This is a genomic window from Luteimonas sp. 100069 (assembly GCF_003813845.1).
GTDB lineage: Bacteria > Pseudomonadota > Gammaproteobacteria > Xanthomonadales > Xanthomonadaceae > Luteimonas > Luteimonas chenhongjianii.
The window spans coordinates 596,678-614,978 of the sequence record NZ_RPFN01000001.1 but is presented as its reverse complement, the minus strand read 5'-3'; the positions used below and the strand labels follow the sequence as shown (position 1 = coordinate 614,978).

Below are 18,301 nucleotides of genomic sequence, written 5' to 3'. Positions count from 1 at the left end.
CGACGATGGGATGCCCGATCACCCGCAACTCCGCGGCAGCCGCGCGCGGACAAAGCGCGCGCAGGTGCATCCAACGCAGGACACCTTGAACAACGACGCTGGCGATAGCGCGGAAAACGCAGCGCACGATCGCCGAAAATCAGGGTGGAGCTGAGGTTGCGTTGGATCCCCACGCGCTACCCGGGCGGGACATGGCGCCGTCAGCGCGGCGTGCCGGCGCTGGAGGTCCCGGGGACTGGTCCGGCGAGCGCACCGCCGAACAGACACGCACGAGAAACTCGCCCACGGACCATCCTGGCGAGGTGCGACGGATACTCAAGGGTTCATCGAGGAGCCGGCCGGCGAGATGCGGCGGTCCAGTACGAACTTGGGTCGGCGCGGGGTCGATCGTCACCCACACCGCTTCTTCGAATTCCACCTAAAGCCGCTTGCATCAAGGCTTCAAGGTGGTGGGCGGTACAGGGTTCGAACCTGTGACCCCTACCATGTCAAGGTAGTGCTCTACCGCTGAGCTAACCGCCCGAAGGGTGCGAATCATACACCGGATTCTGGCGATGTCGAACACTTGTTGAAGTTTTTTTAACGCGCGAGGCTGACTTCCTTGATCTGGCGAATCTGATCGCGAATCCGACCGGCCTCTTCGAACTCCAGATCGCGTGCGTGCTGGTACATCTGCTGCTCGAGCGCCTTCAGCCGCGAAGCAAGCTTCTCCGGCGGCAGCGATGCGTAGTCCTCGGCCGGCTCGGCGACCTTGCGTGTCTTGCCGCGGCCCTTCTTCTCGGTCTCCGGATCGACGCGCGCACCTTCCATGATGTCGACGATCGCCCGCGCCACCGACGTCGGAGTGATGCCGTGCTCGGCGTTGTACTCCACCTGCTTGGCCCGGCGCCGGTCGGTTTCGTCGAGCGCCATCTGCATCGACTTGGTGATGCGGTCGGCATAGAGGATCGCCTTGCCGCGCAGGTTGCGCGCGGCGCGGCCGATCGTCTGGATCAGTGAGCCGCCCGAGCGCAGGAAGCCTTCCTTGTCGGCATCGAGAATCGCCACCAGCGACACCTCGGGCATGTCCAGGCCCTCGCGCAGCAGGTTGATGCCCACCAGCACATCGAACTTGCCCAAACGCAGGTCGCGGATGATCTCCACGCGCTCGACGGTATCGATGTCGGAATGCAGGTAGCGCACCTTGACGTCGTGCTCGCCGAGGTACTCGGTAAGGTTCTCGGCCATGCGCTTGGTCAACACCGTGATCAGCACGCGATCCCCCATCGCCACCCGCTCGCGGATCTCGCCGAGCACGTCGTCGACCTGGCTCGCGACCGGCCGGATCTCCACCTCCGGATCGATCAGTCCGGTCGGGCGCACCACCAGTTCGGTGATCTGGCCTTCCGATTTTTCGAGCTCGTAGCTGCCGGGCGTGGCCGAGACGAAGATCGCGCGCGGCGCGCGCGCCTCCCACTCTTCGAACTTCAGCGGCCGGTTGTCCATCGCCGAGGGCAGGCGGAAGCCGAAGTTGACCAGGGTTTCCTTGCGCGATCGATCGCCCTTGTACATCGCGCCGATCTGCGGAACGGTGACGTGGGATTCGTCGACCACCAGCAGGGCATCCGGCGGCAGATAGTCGAACAGGCACGGCGGCGCCTCGCCGGGCATGCGCCCGGTCAGGTGCCGCGAATAGTTCTCCACGCCATTGCAGTAGCCGACCTCGGCCATCATCTCCAGGTCGAACTGGGTGCGCTGCTGCAGCCGCTGCGCCTCGAGCAGCTTGTTCTCGGCATAGAACTGCTCCAGCCGCGGCGGCAGTTCGGCCTTGATCGCCTCGATCGCCTCGAGCGTGGTGCGCCGCGTGGTCACGTAATGCGACTTGGGATAGATCGTGTAGCGCGGCAGGGTGCGCTTGGTCTCTCCCGTCAACGGATCGAACTGGGTGATGCGCTCGATCTCGTCGTCGAACAGCTCGATGCGGAGGGCATCCATCTCCGATTCCGCCGGATGGATGTCGATCACCTCGCCGCGGACGCGATAGGTACCGCGGCGCAATTCGGTGTCGTTGCGGCTGTACTGCATCTCGCTCAGCCGGCGGATCAGCTCGCGCTGGTCGATCCGCTCGCCGCGCACCATGTGCAGCACCATGCGGAAGTACTCGTTGGGGTCGCCCAGGCCGTAGATCGCCGAAACCGAGCACACCACGATCGCGTCGCGCCGCTCCAGCAGCGCCTTCGTCGCCGACAGGCGCATCTGCTCGATGTGTTCGTTCACCGAGCTGTCCTTCTCGATGTACGTGTCCGAAGACGGCACGTACGCCTCGGGCTGGTAGTAGTCGTAGTAGCTGACGAAGTACTCGACCGCGTTGTGCGGGAAGAACGACTTGAACTCGCCGTAGAGCTGCGCCGCCAGCGTCTTGTTCGGCGCCATCACCAGGGTCGGCTTCTGCACCCGCTGGATGACGTTGGCGATGGTGTAGGTCTTGCCCGAGCCGGTGACGCCCAGCAGCGTCTGGTGGGCGAGCCCGGCCTCGAAGCCCTCGACGAGCTTCTCGATCGCCTGTGGCTGGTCACCCGCGGGCTGGTAGGGCGAGACGAGCTGGAATCCGGCGGGATGGATGACGTCGTTCATGGGCGGGCGGATGCGAGGGAGATGGAGAGATGGGGACGGATCGCGGCCACGGCAACAGGCGGTCGGAATCGGCTTCCGACGATATCAATCGGCCCATCCCCACCCCGCGAAGCGCGACCGCCTGAATCCAGGCGCGATCCGCCGCAGTCAGGCTGTCCCTTCCTGGCCGCAAGGACGCTGCCGTGCCCCGAACTCGCGGATTTACGCTCGTAGAGACGATCACAGTCGTCGCGATCCTCGCCGTAGTGGTGGCCGTGGGCACGCCTGGCTTCGTCGACACGCTCGACCGGCACCGGGTGCGCACGGCGATGCACCTGGTCAGCACCGACCTCGCCATGGCCCGCAGCAGCGCCATCATGCGGCGCACCCACGTCGTGGCCTGCCCCGGCACCGAATCCACGGGCTGCCGGGGCGACGCCGACTGGACCCATGGCTGGATCGTATTCGCTGATCCCGACGGCAATCGAAAACCCGACGCACCTGGAGACCTTCTGCGTACGTCGGACGCGCCCGGCGGCGGCAGCTCCAGCCGGCTCCGAATGGGCGCGACCCGCAACTTCGTCCGCTACCAGCGTGACGGCCGCAGCGCCGGCACCAACCTCACCGTGCGCATCTGTACGCGAGAAAGCCTCGACGGCGAGGTCATCGTCAACAACCTCGGCCGTGTTCGGAGCCGGAAGCCGACTCGCCCCGAGGCATGCCCCTTCTGAACCGCGAACGGAAAGTTGGTTTGACGGCCGAACTCCCAGGGTGGCCAACCCGCCTTGTCCGTCCGCCGGCCAGAGCCTCCGTATGCGCCGACAGGACGCACTGGGCCGGCTCACGGCCATGCACCGGCACCAAAAAATAACGCGCGCAAACGCTTGACCCCTGCAGACAACCGATTAGAATGTGCGTCCCCGCCCGAATAGCTCAGCTGGTTAGAGCACTTGACTGTTAATCAGGGGGTCGTTGGTTCGAGTCCAACTTCGGGCGCCAAAATCAAGAGGTCCGCAGAAATGCGGGCCTTTTTTTGTGCGCAATATTTTGAGCCCTCCAATGTGGCGATGTTCATCGCACCAGACCGCGCGACGCGGGGTCACCCTATCCCGCATCGGCCATGGCCCGCCGTCCGCGGCAGATCTGGCTGCGTCGATCCCCCTCTACGGCACAGGTCCCTGCAGCCACACCAGTGCCACTGCCAACCAGACCCATCGACATGCGCCGTCCAGCAAAAAGCCGCGGTTTGATCCGCGGCTTTTTGCTGGGCATAGATGGGCGACACGTCACCAACAGTCTGAAAGCGCACCCGTCCCGCTTTCAGTTTTTACGCCGGTGTTCGACAGAGTCAGCGTGCCGCACCGGGTGTCCTTGGCCTGGGGACTGCCGGCCCGGGGCGTGGCCACCAGCGTGAAGGTATTGGGTCCAAGATTCTGGACCGAGAGGTCGTAGGCCACAACGGCGCCTTCCGTAGTCGGGGATACCCGCGTAGCAACTGGCACGTTCGCTGCGGTCCAGAACGTCTGATACGTATTGTTGACCGTGTGATGACGCTCGAAGCGCTGGGCCAGTTCGACCAGGTCGGCCTTGGCCTGCGCACGCCGCGACTTCCGCACCGAATCCTGGTAGGCCGGATAGGCGATCGACGCAAGAATTGCGACGACCGCAACTACCACCATCAGCTCAATCAGCGTGAAGCCCCTGGTGCGGCCGAGCGGTCCCCTTGCCGCGTGGATGCGTGTGTTGCTCACTGGATCTGTCTCCACGACTGGCGACCACATGGCCGTTTGAGGTACATCGTCGGGGCGCCGGCTACCTGCACGATCATCGAGCACTGGGCCGCAAGCGCCTTGTCGAGATCATCGGCGTCCGCTTCGGCCGGCAGAGGCGCCAGCCGCGGGGCGCTGAAGATGGCCACATCCTTGACCGGCGCGGTGCCCGATGTCTGCAGCGCGATCGCGCCTGTCCCGGCTCCCGGCGATGCGCCGCCGGGCGAATCGAAACTGACGTTCGAAAGGCCTGCCGCACCGGTCAGCGAGTTGAGGCCGTAGAGCCAGTTGGCGCCCTCGACGCTGCATTGCAGCGCGCTCACCGGCGCATAGGTAGGCATGAACACCACGCCACTGTCGACACGCGGATAGGCCACAAAACGTTCGCGCGCCGGCAGGTCGATGTACCAGCCCAGATTGCCTGCACCGGTATTCGACGAGACCCCGCGCACTCCTGGCGTTGCAGCGCTGACAGTGACCGTCTGGGCCAGGAGGTTGCTCCGGGTGACCGTGGTCGTCGGCTGCCCGGATGCGGTGTCGAGGATGCCGTAGAGCGACTGCTGTGTCGCATCCAGCGGATCGCCCTCGAAAGAGAAGCTGCCGGTACCGAAGAACAGCATCACCCCCCCGTTGCGCCCCGCCGCTGCGGTCAGTCCACCCAGGATCGGCTGACGGGTGTTGTTCTCAGGGCCGCTGGAATAACGCAGCGTCGTAAACAGCGGCCGGGTCGGTCCAGCGGGCGCCGCCCCCGCCGAATTACGCAGGTCGAACTTCCAGATCGCGCCCTTCTGGTCAGCCGCGTACACGGTATCGGCGAACCCGTCGCGACCTGGCGCCGAGAGCGTCCCGTCGGCGGCCGCGGTAAAACGATCCAGTGCGACCAGGTTGCCGAGCCCGTTGGATCCAGCGGGTGCGCCGGTCTCGGTGGCCTGGATCATCGAGATCGTGGGAGCCCCGGTACCGATGTCGACAAGGAACAGGACCGCACGGCCAGTGGTGCTGTTGTAGCCGTTGCCGAAGATCGCCCGCCACTTTACCGGCCCCTCGGCGCCACCGGTCTTGATCGGAACGATGACCGGCTTGCCGAGCACGTTGCCAATGTTCTCGCGCACTGCTATCGAGAGCGCTTCATTGAGCGGACTGATCTCCCACAGCCGATCGGCAGCGGCGAAGCTGCCGCCACGCGCAACGCCAGTGACGTTCAGCGCGAATACGCCCTTGGCGCCCGCTCCTGTCGAACCGACCAGTGCGGTTTTCCAGCTCGAGCCGTAATAGGCATCCGATACGACAAGCGGACCATCCACGTAGTAGCGGTGCTGGAATTTCTGGTCACCGCTCGCCGCGGGATCGTAAGGAAACAGGAGATTACCCATGTGCCCGAGCACGGACTGCGGAATGAACCCCAGGCGCTCGACGCCCCCCCCGGTGCCGGCGCGGCCGTCGAAGCCGTGCAGCATGCCGTCGTTGGCGCCCGCGTAGACCATCGGGCGATGCGCATTGGGATCGCTCGAAGACTTTTTCGTCGTCAGATAGGTCTTGTAGCCCGCGCCATACGGCGCTGGCAGGTTGCCATACCCGTAGTCATCGGTCGGTGCACTCACCACCGGTGTCGCGTTGACGATATCGCCCAGACGCGTGCTGCGGTACCGCAGCCGGCCGGCGGGATTGCGGTCGACTTCCAGACTGGCGTCACCCTTCAGGTAGCTCACCGCCTGCTCCACGCTCAGGTTGCCCGAGGTACCCAACGCCTGCAGTGAGGTCGCGGTACACAGCGACATATTGGGCGCAGGGTTATCGCAAAGCTTGCCAAGGCTGCCGAGATTATCCGCATTGAACGGGAGCGCAGTGCTGCCGGTGCCGTACCAGACTGCGCGACTCGCGGCGGCCGGCAGTTCGCGGCTGGCCTCCCAAGCGTCGGTGAACGTCGCCACGCCTGTGATTGGGTTGGTCGCCACGGTCTGCGCGGTCAGCGTGCTGTACCAGTCGGTGCCGTTGTTGCGGGCCTCGTACATCGGCGAAACCGTCAGCGAGCCTTGGCCGATCCGCGCCCCGGTGAGTGCGATGCTGCCGGCCGGCGACCTGCCCTCACTCACAGAGCTCAGAACGCGGCGCATGGCGGCGGTGATCTCGCTGGGGGTACGGGCGTTGATGAACTCCCCCCGGGTGTTGACCGTGGCGTGCCAGATGTCATCCACCGTGGAGGGATTGTCGTCGGTGTGCCCCGGCCAAGCCGGATACGGCGACACGAACGGGTCCCGCTCGGCTTCGGGGTCGTAGATCGCACCCGTCGCGCCAAGCGTGATGCCGTAGAAGTTCATATGCAGATTGGCGTTGCAATCCAGCCGTGGGTCCGGGTTGGGCAGGCCGCAACCTGACGGCACGGGCACGCGGCCGGCAGGAAAGTTGGGGCCGGTGCGCAGCGTCGTCTGGTAGTACTTGGTCGCGATGGCCGCCATGCTGTTCGCGGGCGTCGGGTCGAATGGCGCTCCCAGACCAGTCACAGCGGGCGCGCCGGGACTACCGCCGTTGCTGTAGCCGTCGGTGAACAGCATGCCGGCGTTCTTCTGGCAGGCGAGTTCGATGGGCGCGCCGTTATTGGTGCGCTGGAACTGCTTGCCGATGTGGTCGACCGCAGAAAGGTTCGGCGTGCCGCCGCTGGCTGGCAGTGCGGTGAGGTCGGTGTACAGCAACGACTTCTCACCCGGCGAGTTCATGTTCCGCATCGCCACGTTCGCGGTACGACTGTTGATCCTGAAATATCCGACCCGCATGTTCTTCACGTCGCTGAGCGAGCGCGTCATGCCCGCAATCATCGCGCGGTTGCGGTTGCCGTAGAAGGAGAACCAGTTGGCGAAGTTCTGCCGGGCCGCCTCGAACGCCGCGTCGCTGGTGTAATTGTCTTTCTTGATCTCGTAGCGGTACAGGTTGCAGCCCGCGCCGCAGGCGTTGTTGACCAGAACCCGGCTGGCTGTTTTGAAGCCCGCCGGCACGCTCGCCGCCTCGGGTAGGTAGAAGGTCGCCGGGTAATAGCTGATGCCGATCTGACAGTTTGCCGTGACCGTCTGATCTGAATTGACCGATCTCCACACATTGTTGTTGCCATTGGCAAGTCCACCGCAGTTGGCGGTCTTGTAGTAGCGCGTGTTGGCCGGGATCACCATGCCGTTCAACACGCGGAACCTGTTGTTGGCATCGGTTTCCTCGCGCGTGGCGAAAAGATCGATGGTTGGCGTCGCGTTGCGCGGATTCACCCGGGTCGCGGAGACGGAAGCATTGCCTTGGGGGTCGCTCGTCCGATCGTAGGGCCTGCCTTCCGAGTCGAGCCAGGGCAGATAGGTCTCGCCCGGGTTGTAGTACGAGGGGTTGAACCAGTGCGAACGAGCGAAGCCGAACGCTGGAAGTGGCGGAATCGCGTGACGGTTGGCATCGATCCGATGCCCGGGATATGGGATCAGATGGTTGTATCCACATGCGCCGCCCGATCCGGCTATCGTCCGCAAAGAGCCGTTAGCGTTGAAGAATCCGCCGGTGGGATTCCAGCAAGCCTGTCCGTCCTGCCCGGGAAACAGCGTCTCGAACGTCATCGACCCCGAATCGTCCACCGCCATGATGAAGGCCGGCGGGATCTGCGACTGCACGTTGAGCGGCTGCTGCGCCAGTGTGCCCTGCCCCTGCACGGCCATGACCGAATGCAGGAAGTAGGCGCTGCCGGCCAGGACCAGCGCGGTGGCGCCGGCGTAGAGTTTTGTGCGGCCTTTCATGGCATTACCCTCACGGCCTGAATATGGTGTCGATGACAGCCTGTGCCGTCGGGTTGTCCGGATCATCCACACGGAAAGCGGTCACCTGATAGATCGGATTGGGGTCTTCATTGACGGCCCCGCCCATTTCAAGCGACGAGTTCCCCGAGATGCAGGGGCCGATCAACCGCGCATTGACAGCAGAGTGCTGACCAAGCGATCTGTCCTGGGCCCAGCCACCCGGATCGAAGCCGGTGTCGCAGGAGTCGATCATCGAGCTGGTCACCCCATCGCAACCGGCGGTACTGGTGCGGTTGATCATGTCTTCAAGCGCACACTCCGCGCTGCGCGCGAGCGCTTCGGTTTGCTGGAACGCCAGGTTTACCGCGCGATAATTCGACGACATGCGCTCCTGCAGACCGGCCACCTGCATGCCGACAATGCCAAGCAGGGCAAGCAGAACCAGCATGATCAGCGCGATATAGAGCACGGCGCCGCGCTGTCGTTGCCGCGGGTTTGGATGGAAGCGACCCATGTCAGTTCCCATAGAGACGGTTGCGCAAGGCGACGGTGGACTCGTAGCCGAAGCGGTAACGGTTGTCGGAAGGATCCTCCGGCGTGAAGCGCACGCCGAAGAGGCTCCGCCCGTCCTCAGCCTGCTCGGAGGCGGCGCGGTCGGGACTGCTGACCAGCACGCCGAGGCGCACGGCGCCGACGGCACGCCACCCCGGCTCGGTATTGGCGACAGTCGAAGGCCGCACGAAGCTGCCGACATATCCGCTCGGCGGTTCCGTGGCCATGGCCGCCGCATTGCGGTCCAGGCCGATCTCCAGCTGCAGGCTCTCGATGCCGTCCACCAGCTCTTCTCCGGCCTGGTAACTGCCGTTGGGGTTGGCGCGGGCACGCATGAGCGCGCGTTGGCCGCTCGCTCCCCTGCCGACGTAATAGACCACCGATTCCAGGCGGTGCAGCATGGTCTGGCCTGCAGGCTGCGGCGTGTAGCGGTCAAGCGGAGTTGCGACCGTGACCGTGCCCAACGAGGAATTGGTGGCGCCGGCCACGAACAGATCGACGAAGCTGCAGTCCGCAAGCCCCAGCAGGGTCGGCGCAGCGACGCCGCCCTGAGTCAGCGCCTCCCAACGGGCCGCAGGTATGGTGATCGTCGAACTGCCGCCGGCCACCGCGATCGTACTGACAGGCGCACCCTCGGAGAGCAGAAAACGCAGCTGCAATACGTCACTGCCAGGCAAGGGCCCGAGCGCGGCGACTGCCGGAGGCAAGGCAGGCGTCCAGGTACTGGCCGCCGTCCCCAGATTCATCGTGCTCGTTGATGTCTTGGTGGCTTCGTAGGCCTGTATACCCGTCGGCAAGTTCACACCCGAACCGCCCGCTGGCACATGGTTCGCCAGCGCACCGGCATTCTGCATGTGCGACTGGTCGTTGACACAGCCCATATGGCCGACCATGCGCAGATCGCGCTGGATGAAGTCCATCGCGAAGCGGCCGTTTTCCTGCACGCGCGATACGCCTTCCGACAACTGGTAGGCGGTGCGTGATGCGGAGAACACCCGCACGAGGCCCAGCATCAAGAAGGCCCCGATTGCCAAGGCGATCATCAGCTCGATCAGGGAGACGCCACGGGCGCGGTGAGGGAACGAAAGCCTCATAGCTGGGTGCTCGCGGTAAACGTTGTCATGTTTTCGCTGTCGATCGCGCTGCGCTCGCCCCAGCTCAGCTGGACCGACGCCTGCCCGGACGCATCGAACGTCACCGTGGCTGCGGCCGATGGCCCTAGCGCGTTGAACACCTGGCATTGCCAGCTTGCAATCCCCTGCGCCACGGCGTCCGTCGAGGCCGACGGATTGCAGGCCGTGTCAGCCAGCGAATTGGCCGTGAAGCCCGCGCTCGTGTACTGCGCCGCAGACAGCCGATTGGTGCGCATCTGATCGAGCAGGCTGTACCCCAGATTGGTCGCCAGCGTCCGGCTGTTCGCACTCTGGGTGTAACGCAGCGTGGTGGTCTGGAGCAGCGCAAAGCCCAGCAAGCCGATGGCCAGCACCACGATCGCGATCAGCACTTCGATCATCGAAAAGCCCCGCTCACCCGCCCTCCGGGCACGCGTCCGCTGGAAGTCGATCATGGGCAATCCCCCCGGGTGACTGCAGTCCCGCCCGTGGCCCGTACCGCGAACGTACGCACGAGGGGCGCGCTCGATGGACATTCCTCGGATGCAAGCGTCAACGCGCGGGCACCGCCCACCAGATACCCGCGCTGGTCGAACGGAATATCGAGATTGGCCGCGCCGGCGGCGGCTGTGATGACGATGCCGGGCTTGGCTTGCGAATAGCGCACGACGCGATCGCCGCTGGCAGGAACGGGCTGACCGCCGCTACCGTCGATATCGATCCAGACGATCCATCCATTGCTCCAGGCCGTGCCGGTGCAGGTGGTGCCATCGTTACTGGTGCAGACGCGGGCGCCACCGGGGCTGCGAAGGGCCTCCGATCTGGCGAGCGCGAACGACGCGATCAGCTCGTTGGTCGTGGTCGCCACGCGATTCGAGCGCATCGTCGCCTCGAAGCTGGGAAATGCAATGGCCGCGAGGATCGCGATGATCGCGACCGTGACCATCAGCTCTACCAGCGTAAATCCCCTCGCACGCATACCGTTCCCGCACCGCCGGCACATCCGGCGTTCCCCGTCGCGCAGTCTAGTGCGCGCTTCTTTTCCTACAAGGGGCAGCGGATGGACGGTCGAGATCGGGCGATGAGCGTCACCGCCGTCCCAAGCCGCGGGCCCTTATGACCCTCAGGCCACCACTTCGTAGCAGGGCCTGTAGTCCCCGGCGATCTTCATCCGCCGCTGCTCCACGAACGCGCGCAGCAGCGCATCGAGCGACTGCATGATGTCGCGGTCGCCGTTGATGCGGAACGGGCCGAGTTCCTCGACGCGGCGCATGCCGTCTTCCTTGACGTTGCCGGCGACGATGCCCGAGAACGCGCGGCGCAGGTCGGCCGCCAGCTCGTGCGGCGGACGGCCATGGTGCAGGTCGAGCGCGGCCATTGCCTCGTGGGTGGGCACGAAGGGACGCTGCAGGTCGAGCGGAATCGTCATCGACCAGCTGAAGTAGAACGAGTCCTTGTGCGAGACGCGGTACTCCTTGACCTTGCGGATACCGGCCGCCATGCGCCGCGCCACCTGCTCAGGATCGGCGACGATGATCTCGTAGCGTGACGCGGCTTCGTCGCCGAGCGTCAGGCGGATGAACTGGTCGATCTGCTGGAAGTACGGCGCCGATGCGGTGGGGCCGGTGAGGATGAAGGGGAACGGGATGTCGCGGTTCTCCTCCTGCAGCAGCAGGCCGAGCAGATAGAGGATCTCCTCCGCCGTGCCCACGCCGCCGGGAAACACGATGATCCCGTGCCCCAGGCGCACGAACGACTCGAGACGCTTCTCGATGTCCGGCATGATCACCAGCTGGTTGACGATCGGATTCGGCGATTCGGCCGCGATGATGCCCGGCTCGGTGATGCCGATGTAACGCGCGGGATACTGCCGCTGCTTGGCGTGTGCGACGTTGGCGCCCTTCATCGGCCCCTTCATGGCGCCCGGGCCACAGCCGGTGCAGATGTCCATGCCGCGCAGGCCGAGCTCGTAGCCGACCAGCTTGGTGTAGTCGTACTCGCCGCGGTTGATCGAGTGGCCGCCCCAGCACACCACCAGGTTGGGGTCACCCGGCTGCAGCAGCCGGGCATTTCGCAGCAGACCGAAGACCGCATTGGTAATGCCGGCCGACGAATCGAGGTCCCCCGCGTCCGCTGGATCCAGCTCGATCGCGGTGTAGGCAAGGTCGCGCACCACGGCGAACAGCAGCTCGGCGACGCCGCGGATGATCTGTCCGTCGACAAAGGCCATCGCCGGGGCGTTGGTCAGTTCGATGCGGATGCCGCGATCCTGCTGCAGCACCTGGATATCGAAGTCGGGATACAGCTCCTGCGCGGCGCGCGGATCGTCGGATGCACTGCCGCTGGTCAGCACCGCCAGCGCGCAGCGGCGCAGCAGGTCGTGCATGCCGCCGGCGGACGCATCCTTCAGCCTCGCGACCTCGTCGCGCGACAGCACGTCCAGGCCGCCGCGCGGATAGACATATGCACTCACGGTGGGCAGCGCCGTCGCCGCTCCGGCTTGCTTGTTCATCTGGTCTTCTATCATGTGTTTTTCGTAGGCCGGCACTGTAGCGCAGGAGCCGTCAGCAAAGAAAACGGCCGGGTTTCCCCGGCCGTTTCTGGTGTCACGCGTTCAATCCGGGGATCAGAACTTGTAGCGGAAGCCGACCTGCAGCTGCCAGCGCGACAGACCCTTGTTCTGGTCCTGATTGTCGTACAGGCCTTCGGCCGTGATGTTGTCGGGGTTGAAGTTGTAGATGTACTGCCCGGCCGCGTTGATGCCTTCCATCCGCGCAACACCACGGTTGAGCGGGAAGCCCACTTCGTAGATCTCGCCCCAATCCTTGTTGATCAGGTTGCCGATATTGATGATGTCGAGCCAGATCTCGGCCTTGTTGCCTGCAAAGAAGCCCGGGAATTCCTGGCTGATGCGGACATCGAAGCTGTTGACCCACTTCGAAGTGGCACTGTTGCGCGGCGCCGCACCACCCGCGTACCGGGCCAGATCGGGGTTCTCGGACAGCCACTCGAAGAACGCCTGCTCCATGGCCGGGCCGCCGGTGAACTCGACATCGCCGTAGCCGTTGGGCACGTAGAACAGGTCGTTGGTATAGCCGTCACCGTTGGCATCGTTGAGGAAGCCCCAGCTGTAGGGCTTGCCGCTGCGGCCTTCGTAGAACACCGCGACGCTGGTCTTGTTGTCGCCGAAGAACGCCTTCTGCCAGGTGAGCGCGCCGGTGAAGCGATCACGGATCTCGTAGGCCGAGCGACCCGCCACGTTCTCGTTCGGGTTGAACGCGAAACGGCCGTTCCAGTTGGAGATCGCGCGCGAGCTGGTCAGCGGGCTGACTTCGGTGGCGCGGGTGTAGGTATAGCCGGCCACCCACGACCAGGTATCGGTCATCGGCTTGGTCAGGCTGGCCGTGAACTGCTGCGAGCCACCCTTGTCGGTGTTGCGCATCAGGATCACGCCGTCATTGGCCCAACCCACCACGTTCTCGAAGCCCGGCGGCATCTGCCCAGCCGCGCGCAGGGCATTGATCCCAGCGTTGCCGCGACCACGCGTGCCGGTGCCGTTGGCATTGGCCCAGTAGAGGTCGCGACCATCCTGGCCCGGACGCGCGAGCGGCGTACCGAGATCGAGACGGTCGTAGTAGATGCCGTCATTGACGCGGGTGTAGAGCAGTTCGGCCGACGCCACGAGGCCATGCCACGGCAGCTCATGATCGAATGCAAGGTTCGCCTTCCATACCGACGGCTGGCGGAAGCCGGGATCCATCAGGTTGACGGACTGGCGCTGCTGCGAGGTCGGCTGAGGCTGGTTGTCCGGATCGGTGCTGAAGGGATACTGCGCGCGGATTGCGGCGCGCTGGGCCTCGGTCAAACCGCTGAAGGACGGCGTGGAGTACTCCACCACATTCAGGCCCGTGTTTGCGAACGAGTTACCCACCCACACGTTCGCAGCCGCGCCCTGGAACAGGCCGACACCGCCGCGCAGCTGGGTCGGACGCTCGGAGTCGAAGGTGTAGTTGAAACCGAAGCGCGGCTGCCACAGCTTCTTGCCATCCAGGGTCACGCTGTTGTCGTAGCCGTAAACGCGGTCGACGAGTGCGTTGAACTCGGGCTCGGAGCCCAGCGTCACCTGGTCGACACGCAGGCCGAACATCAGCGTCAGGTTCATGTTGACGTTCCAGCGGTCCTGGATGTACAGGCCGGTGTTCTTCTGGTTGTAGTCGGCCGCAATGCTGCCGATCCCCGCACCCGGACGCGGTGCGAACGAGGAGTACGACCAGTAGTCGCCGTTGCGGAAATCTTCCGTGGACGCGAACGTGTAGCTGCCGAACTGGTTCTGGCCGAACAGGTTGTAGACGCCGTTGTCTTCGTAGTCGAAGCCGAACTTGATCTCGTGATCACCGGCGTAATAGGTACCGGAGCCCTGTACGTTGGTGGTGTCGGTTTCCAGCACGTTGTAGTGGCTGTTCGACTCGGTACCGAAGTTCAGGTACGGCGAGTTGGGCGCGCCGCTGCTCGAGGGGGTGCCGAAGGCGACGCCGATGGAAGGCAGGCGCGAGAACGGGCTGCGCACCGACGAGTATTCACGGTAGGTGCCCTTGAGCTCGGTGCTGAAGTTCTCGCTCCAGTTGCTGAAGAACTGCAGCGAGTAGCTGTCGACCTGCTTGTCGGTGATGCTCCAGTTGGTGCTGAGCGAACGACCGGTGTTGCTGAAACCGTACAGGAACACGTCCGACTGCTCGACGCGGCTGACGCGGAACGACGCGCGATGATCGTCGTTGATGTTCCAGTCGATCTTGCCGGCGTATTCCTCTACCTCAGTCTTGAGATTGTCAGGCGCGATCTGGTCGCCGGCATCGAAGCCCCAGCGCTGGGATGCGATCTGACGGACCTCGTCGATCTGCTGGTCGGTAATGCGCGCCGCGGCCGGGCTGACGGTGGTGCCGGGGGCGCTGCGGGTGAACTTGTCGTAGTTCACGAAGAAGAACAGTTTGTCCTGGATGATCGGGCCACCGAAGGTGCCGCCGAAGTTTTCTTCGTCGATGAAACCGTTGAACGGCGAGCCGTCAGGGTTGTCACGCACCCAGTCCTGATCGCGGTAGGTGTAGAACGCGCTGCCGGAGAAGGTGTTGGTGCCGGACTTGGTCACCGCATTGACGACCGCGCCCGTAGCGCCCGTCACCGTGACGTCATAGTCCGAGAGCTCGATGCTGATTTCTTCGATCGCGTCCAGCGACACGGGCTGGCGCAGCGTCGGCGAGTTGTTGCTCTCCAGGCCGAAGGTGTCCGATGCCGACACACCGTCGACGCGGATCGCGTTGAAGCGGGTGTTCTGGCCACCGGCGGAGATCTCGCCGCGGCCCTTGCTGGTCTGCGCCAGACGCGGATCCAGGCGCATGTAGTCCTGGATGTTGCGGCCGATCGACGGCAGCGCTTCGATCTGCGCCAGGGTGACGTTCGTGCCCGCGCCCATCTTGTTGGCGCTGAAGACCTCCGAGCCGCCCCCCATCGCGGTCGCCGTGACGGTCTGCAACGTCGTCATGTCGCCGCTCAGGGCGGCATTGACGGTGTTGACCTGGTTGAGATTGAGGAAAACGTTGTCCTCGGTACGCGTACCTTCGCCCGGCTTGGTCACCGTGATCGTGTACGGGCCACCCACGCGCAGGCCGCGCGCGTTGTAACGGCCGCTTGCATCGGTCGTGACGCGACTGACGGTGCCGGACTCGGTGTGCACGATCGTCACTTCAGCGCCGGACACCGGTGCGCCACCCGCACCGACCACCTGACCACCGACACCGGCGGAGGTGCTCTGCGCGAATGCGGGAGCGGCTGCAAGGGCGACGATCAGGCCGAGCGACAACTTCGAGAGTCGGGCGCGATGCGTGTGGTTCATGGGTTTTATAGCCTCGGTACGTGGATGTCGTCACCGTCCGGACGGAAGGCAACGGGAGTCTTGGAGAGGTGGGGGTCTCGCGACGGGCGCTTGGGAAGCCATCCCGTTTAACCGCAGATTAACACGTTAGCCTTCGAGAGTGACAGTGCCATGACAGCGCGCGCGCCGCGCAAGCCGTTGAGCTACCTGAACTTTCTCTGCAATCGCGGAAATTGCGCGCTGCTTGCCGTCGAAAACCTTCACGGACCTCTCACGAGTCGCTCAGGCGCTTTTGAGGTAGCTGACGAGCCCGTCGAGCAGCATCTGCACCGAGATCGCGACCAGGAGCATGCCCATCAGCCGCTCGATCGCCGTCAGCGCGCGGGCGCCGAGCAGCTTGTACAGATAGGTCGCCGAGAACAGGATCGCGGAGGTGGCGCCCCAGGCGATCAGCAGCGCCAGGCTCCACTCGCCCAGTCGGTCGGGCTCGTTGCTGCCCATCAGCATCACCGCAGCCATGCCCGATGGGCCCGCCACCAGCGGAATCGCCATCGGCACGATGAAGGGCTCGCCGTCGGGTATCTCTCCCATCAGCCCCTCGGGTGGCGGAAAGATCATGCGGATGCCGATCAGGAACAGCACGATGCCGCCGGCGATCGCCACCGACTCCTGCCGCAGGTGCATGACCTCGAGCGCGTACTTGCCCGCCCACAGGAACACCATCAGCACGACCAGCGCGATCAGCAGTTCCCGCGCCAGCACGACGCGCTGGCGCTGCGGAGTGAGCCGCCGCAGCATGCTCAGGAACACCGGGATGTTGCCCAGTGGATCCAGGATCAGGAACAGCAGCAGGGCAGCCGAGGCAATGGTCATGCGCGCCCCTCCGGCGCGAACGGCGCCCACAGCGCACCGCGATGCGCGTCTCCGCCCGGAGCCAGCAAGGCCACGCAGTGCGCGGCGACATCCGCCGGCGCGCGCGCTATCCGGTCCTCGGCTTCGACGTGGGCGCGGGCGCGCAGCGGCGTGCGCATCGGCGGCGGCAGCAGGCCGCTGACGCGGATCGGCGCGTCGCCGAGCTCCGCCTGCAACATCCCCACCATGGCCGAGAGCCCCGCCTGGGCGAGTCCATAGCCGCCCCAGTAGGCGCCGCCCGTGCGCGCCGGGTCGTCGATCGCGAACACGACGGCCGCGTCGCCCGAACGGCGCAGCAGCGGCAGGCAGGCCTGGGTCAGCCACCAGCGCGCGGTGAGGTTGACATGCAGTGCGCGGGCGAAGGCGGCCGGATCGGTCAACTCCAGCGGGGTGAGACCGTCGAAGGCGGCGGCGAGATGGACGATGCCGTCGAGCCTGCCGTAGGCGGCCTCGATCCGCGCGGCAAGATCGGCATGATCGTCGGGGCTCGCCCCCTCGAGATCCATCGGGTACAGCGCCGGCGCGGCGCCGAGCGCCTGCAGCCGGTCGTGGAGACGGTTGAGCCGGGGCACGCGTCGTCCCAGCAGTACGAGCGAGGCGCCCGCCTGCGCGCAGGCCAGAGAGGTGGCCTCACCGAGCCCGCCATGCGCGCCGACGACCAGCACCACGCGCCCTTCCAGCGCTGCTGCCTCGGCAGCAGGCTCCGCCAGCGCACTCACGACGCTGCCACCTCGGCCACCATGCGTGAGAGCTCGCCCGCCTCGTGCAGTTCGAGCGCGATGTCGCAGCCGCCGATCAGTTCGCCGTGGATGAACAGCTGCGGGAACGTCGGCCAGTTCGAGAACCGTGGCAGGTTCGCGCGGACTTCCGGAGCCTCGAGCACGTTGATCGCGCGGTAGTCGCGTGCACCCGCTTCATGCAGGGCGGCGACGGTACGGCTGGAGAACCCGCACATCGGGTACTGCGGCGTTCCCTTCATGAACAACACGATGGCATGGCCGTCGATTTCGGCCTGGATGCGTTCGAGGATCGACACGTTGACGCTCCTGCAGGACCTCGCCGCTGCCGAGCGGCCAGCGGGGATCGGGATTCGAATTGGTGCATTCTATCGCGTCGCCGCCCATCGACCACCGGACCGCCGGCCATGCCCCTCGAACTTGCCGCCCTGCCCTACGACCGCACCGCGCTGGAGCCGCACCTTTCGGGCGACACCCTCGACCAGCACCATGGCCACCTGCAGCGCGCCCACATCGAACGTCTCAACGCACTGCTGGCCGGCTCTGAACTTGCCGATGCCCCGCTGGAGATCATCGTCCGCAAGGCTCAGGGCGCGGCGTTCGACCACGCGGCGCAGGCCTGGAACAACGCCTTCTACTGGCATTCGCTCAAGCCCGCCGCAGCCGGCGGTGGCGGCGAGCCCAAAGGGCGGCTGGCCGAGGCCCTGTCACGCCAGTTCGGGGATGTCGCGGCTTTCCGCAGGCGCTTCGAAGCGCTGGCGCTGGCGACATTCGGCGCCGGATGGGTCTGGCTCCTGCAACGGCCTGACGGGCGGATAGCACTGGCCGCCACGGCGAACGCAGCGACGCCGATCACCGGCCAGGACACGCCCCTGCTGGCGATCTCGCTGTGGGAACACGCCTGGTATCTCGACTACCGGGACAACCGGCGGAAGTACCTCGATGCCTTCTGGCAGCTGGTGAACTGGGACGTGGTTGCGGCGCGCCTGCGCTGACCGAC

14 protein-coding genes and 2 tRNA genes are annotated in these 18,301 nt (G+C 65.4%); 3 read left to right on the top strand and 13 right to left on the bottom strand.

Annotated elements, in window-relative coordinates; genetic code table 11:
* Positions 1-447: 447 nt before the first annotated feature.
* Positions 448-522: transfer RNA gene (locus tag EGK76_RS02780), tRNA-Val, on the bottom strand.
* Between the two features lie 57 nt (positions 523-579).
* Positions 580-2,613: an excinuclease ABC subunit UvrB gene (gene uvrB / locus EGK76_RS02775; protein ID WP_096299346.1), complete on the bottom strand. Its 2,034-nt coding sequence runs from the start codon at positions 2,611-2,613 to the stop codon at positions 580-582.
* Between the two features lie 182 nt (positions 2,614-2,795).
* Here uvrB and EGK76_RS02770 point away from each other — a divergent pair, with 182 nt between their 5' ends.
* Both EGK76_RS02770 and EGK76_RS02765 read left to right on the top strand, forming a co-directional pair.
* The gene (locus EGK76_RS02770) at positions 2,796-3,323 is read left to right on the top strand and encodes a GspH/FimT family pseudopilin (protein WP_123831575.1); all 528 of its coding nucleotides are present in this window, start codon (positions 2,796-2,798) and stop codon (positions 3,321-3,323) included.
* Between the two features lie 191 nt (positions 3,324-3,514).
* Positions 3,515-3,591: transfer RNA gene (locus EGK76_RS02765), tRNA-Asn, on the top strand.
* A gap of 287 nt (positions 3,592-3,878) precedes the next feature.
* On the opposite strand, the gene EGK76_RS02760 is transcribed toward EGK76_RS02765, so the two are convergent.
* The 11 genes from EGK76_RS02760 to grxD form a co-directional block, all read right to left on the bottom strand.
* Positions 3,879-4,343: a type IV pilin protein gene (locus EGK76_RS02760; protein ID WP_305029442.1), complete on the bottom strand. Its 465-nt coding sequence runs from the start codon at positions 4,341-4,343 to the stop codon at positions 3,879-3,881.
* Entirely contained in the window at positions 4,340-8,122 is a 3,783-nt protein-coding gene (locus tag EGK76_RS02755; protein ID WP_123831573.1) for a PilC/PilY family type IV pilus protein, read from the bottom strand. Before EGK76_RS02755 ends, EGK76_RS02760 begins: the two co-directional genes overlap by 4 nt.
* Positions 8,123-8,132: 10 nt before the next feature.
* Complete coding sequence (locus EGK76_RS02750; protein ID WP_123831572.1) at positions 8,133-8,636, bottom strand: PilX N-terminal domain-containing pilus assembly protein; 504 nt, start codon at positions 8,634-8,636, stop codon at positions 8,133-8,135.
* A gap of 1 nt (position 8,637) precedes the next feature.
* Complete coding sequence (locus tag EGK76_RS02745) at positions 8,638-9,768, bottom strand: PilW family protein (protein ID WP_123831571.1); 1,131 nt, start codon at positions 9,766-9,768, stop codon at positions 8,638-8,640.
* Complete coding sequence (pilV, locus tag EGK76_RS02740) at positions 9,765-10,241, bottom strand: type IV pilus modification protein PilV (protein WP_123831570.1); 477 nt, start codon at positions 10,239-10,241, stop codon at positions 9,765-9,767. Before pilV ends, EGK76_RS02745 begins: the two co-directional genes overlap by 4 nt.
* On the bottom strand, positions 10,238-10,765 hold the full coding sequence (locus EGK76_RS02735; RefSeq protein WP_123832042.1) for a GspH/FimT family pseudopilin: 528 nt from the start codon (positions 10,763-10,765) through the stop codon (positions 10,238-10,240). The genes pilV and EGK76_RS02735 overlap by 4 nt, the downstream gene beginning before the upstream one ends.
* Positions 10,766-10,909: 144 nt before the next feature.
* Positions 10,910-12,298 carry a nucleotide 5'-monophosphate nucleosidase PpnN gene (gene ppnN, locus EGK76_RS02730; protein ID WP_123831569.1) on the bottom strand — a complete coding sequence of 463 codons (1,389 nt, stop codon included), beginning with the start codon at positions 12,296-12,298 and terminating at the stop codon, positions 10,910-10,912.
* Between the two features lie 114 nt (positions 12,299-12,412).
* Positions 12,413-15,673: a carboxypeptidase regulatory-like domain-containing protein gene (locus EGK76_RS02725; RefSeq protein ID WP_123831568.1), complete on the bottom strand. Its 3,261-nt coding sequence runs from the start codon at positions 15,671-15,673 to the stop codon at positions 12,413-12,415.
* Positions 15,674-15,934: 261 nt separating this feature from the next.
* Complete coding sequence (locus EGK76_RS02720) at positions 15,935-16,525, bottom strand: YhgN family NAAT transporter (RefSeq protein WP_096299361.1); 591 nt, start codon at positions 16,523-16,525, stop codon at positions 15,935-15,937.
* Positions 16,522-17,283 (bottom strand): SDR family NAD(P)-dependent oxidoreductase, encoded by a 762-nt coding sequence (locus tag EGK76_RS02715; RefSeq protein WP_233580138.1) that lies wholly within the window; start codon positions 17,281-17,283, stop codon positions 16,522-16,524. The genes EGK76_RS02720 and EGK76_RS02715 overlap by 4 nt, the downstream gene beginning before the upstream one ends.
* The gene (gene grxD / locus EGK76_RS02710; RefSeq protein WP_096299363.1) at positions 17,280-17,600 is read right to left on the bottom strand and encodes a Grx4 family monothiol glutaredoxin; all 321 of its coding nucleotides are present in this window, start codon (positions 17,598-17,600) and stop codon (positions 17,280-17,282) included. Before grxD ends, EGK76_RS02715 begins: the two co-directional genes overlap by 4 nt.
* 108 nt (positions 17,601-17,708) lie before the next feature.
* Here grxD and EGK76_RS02705 point away from each other — a divergent pair, with 108 nt between their 5' ends.
* Entirely contained in the window at positions 17,709-18,296 is a 588-nt protein-coding gene (locus EGK76_RS02705) for a Fe-Mn family superoxide dismutase (protein WP_123831567.1), read from the top strand.
* Positions 18,297-18,301: the final 5 nt, after the last annotated feature.

Excerpts from the sequence above, each read along its gene's own strand:
- EGK76_RS02745 (WP_123831571.1), bottom strand. The coding sequence starts at position 9,768 with ATGAGGCTTTCGTTCCCTCACCGCGCCCGTGGCGTCTCCCTGATCGAG.
- EGK76_RS02720 (WP_096299361.1), bottom strand. The coding sequence starts at position 16,525 with ATGACCATTGCCTCGGCTGCCCTGCTGCTGTTCCTGATCCTGGATCCA.
- pilV (WP_123831570.1), bottom strand. The coding sequence starts at position 10,241 with ATGATCGACTTCCAGCGGACGCGTGCCCGGAGGGCGGGTGAGCGGGGC.
- EGK76_RS02755 (WP_123831573.1), bottom strand. The coding sequence starts at position 8,122 with ATGAAAGGCCGCACAAAACTCTACGCCGGCGCCACCGCGCTGGTCCTG.
- EGK76_RS02725 (WP_123831568.1), bottom strand. The coding sequence starts at position 15,673 with ATGAACCACACGCATCGCGCCCGACTCTCGAAGTTGTCGCTCGGCCTG.
- uvrB (WP_096299346.1), bottom strand. The coding sequence starts at position 2,613 with ATGAACGACGTCATCCATCCCGCCGGATTCCAGCTCGTCTCGCCCTAC.
- EGK76_RS02750 (WP_123831572.1), bottom strand. The coding sequence starts at position 8,636 with ATGGGTCGCTTCCATCCAAACCCGCGGCAACGACAGCGCGGCGCCGTG.
- ppnN (WP_123831569.1), bottom strand. The coding sequence starts at position 12,298 with ATGAACAAGCAAGCCGGAGCGGCGACGGCGCTGCCCACCGTGAGTGCA.
- EGK76_RS02705 (WP_123831567.1), top strand. The coding sequence starts at position 17,709 with ATGCCCCTCGAACTTGCCGCCCTGCCCTACGACCGCACCGCGCTGGAG.
- EGK76_RS02735 (WP_123832042.1), bottom strand. The coding sequence starts at position 10,765 with ATGCGTGCGAGGGGATTTACGCTGGTAGAGCTGATGGTCACGGTCGCG.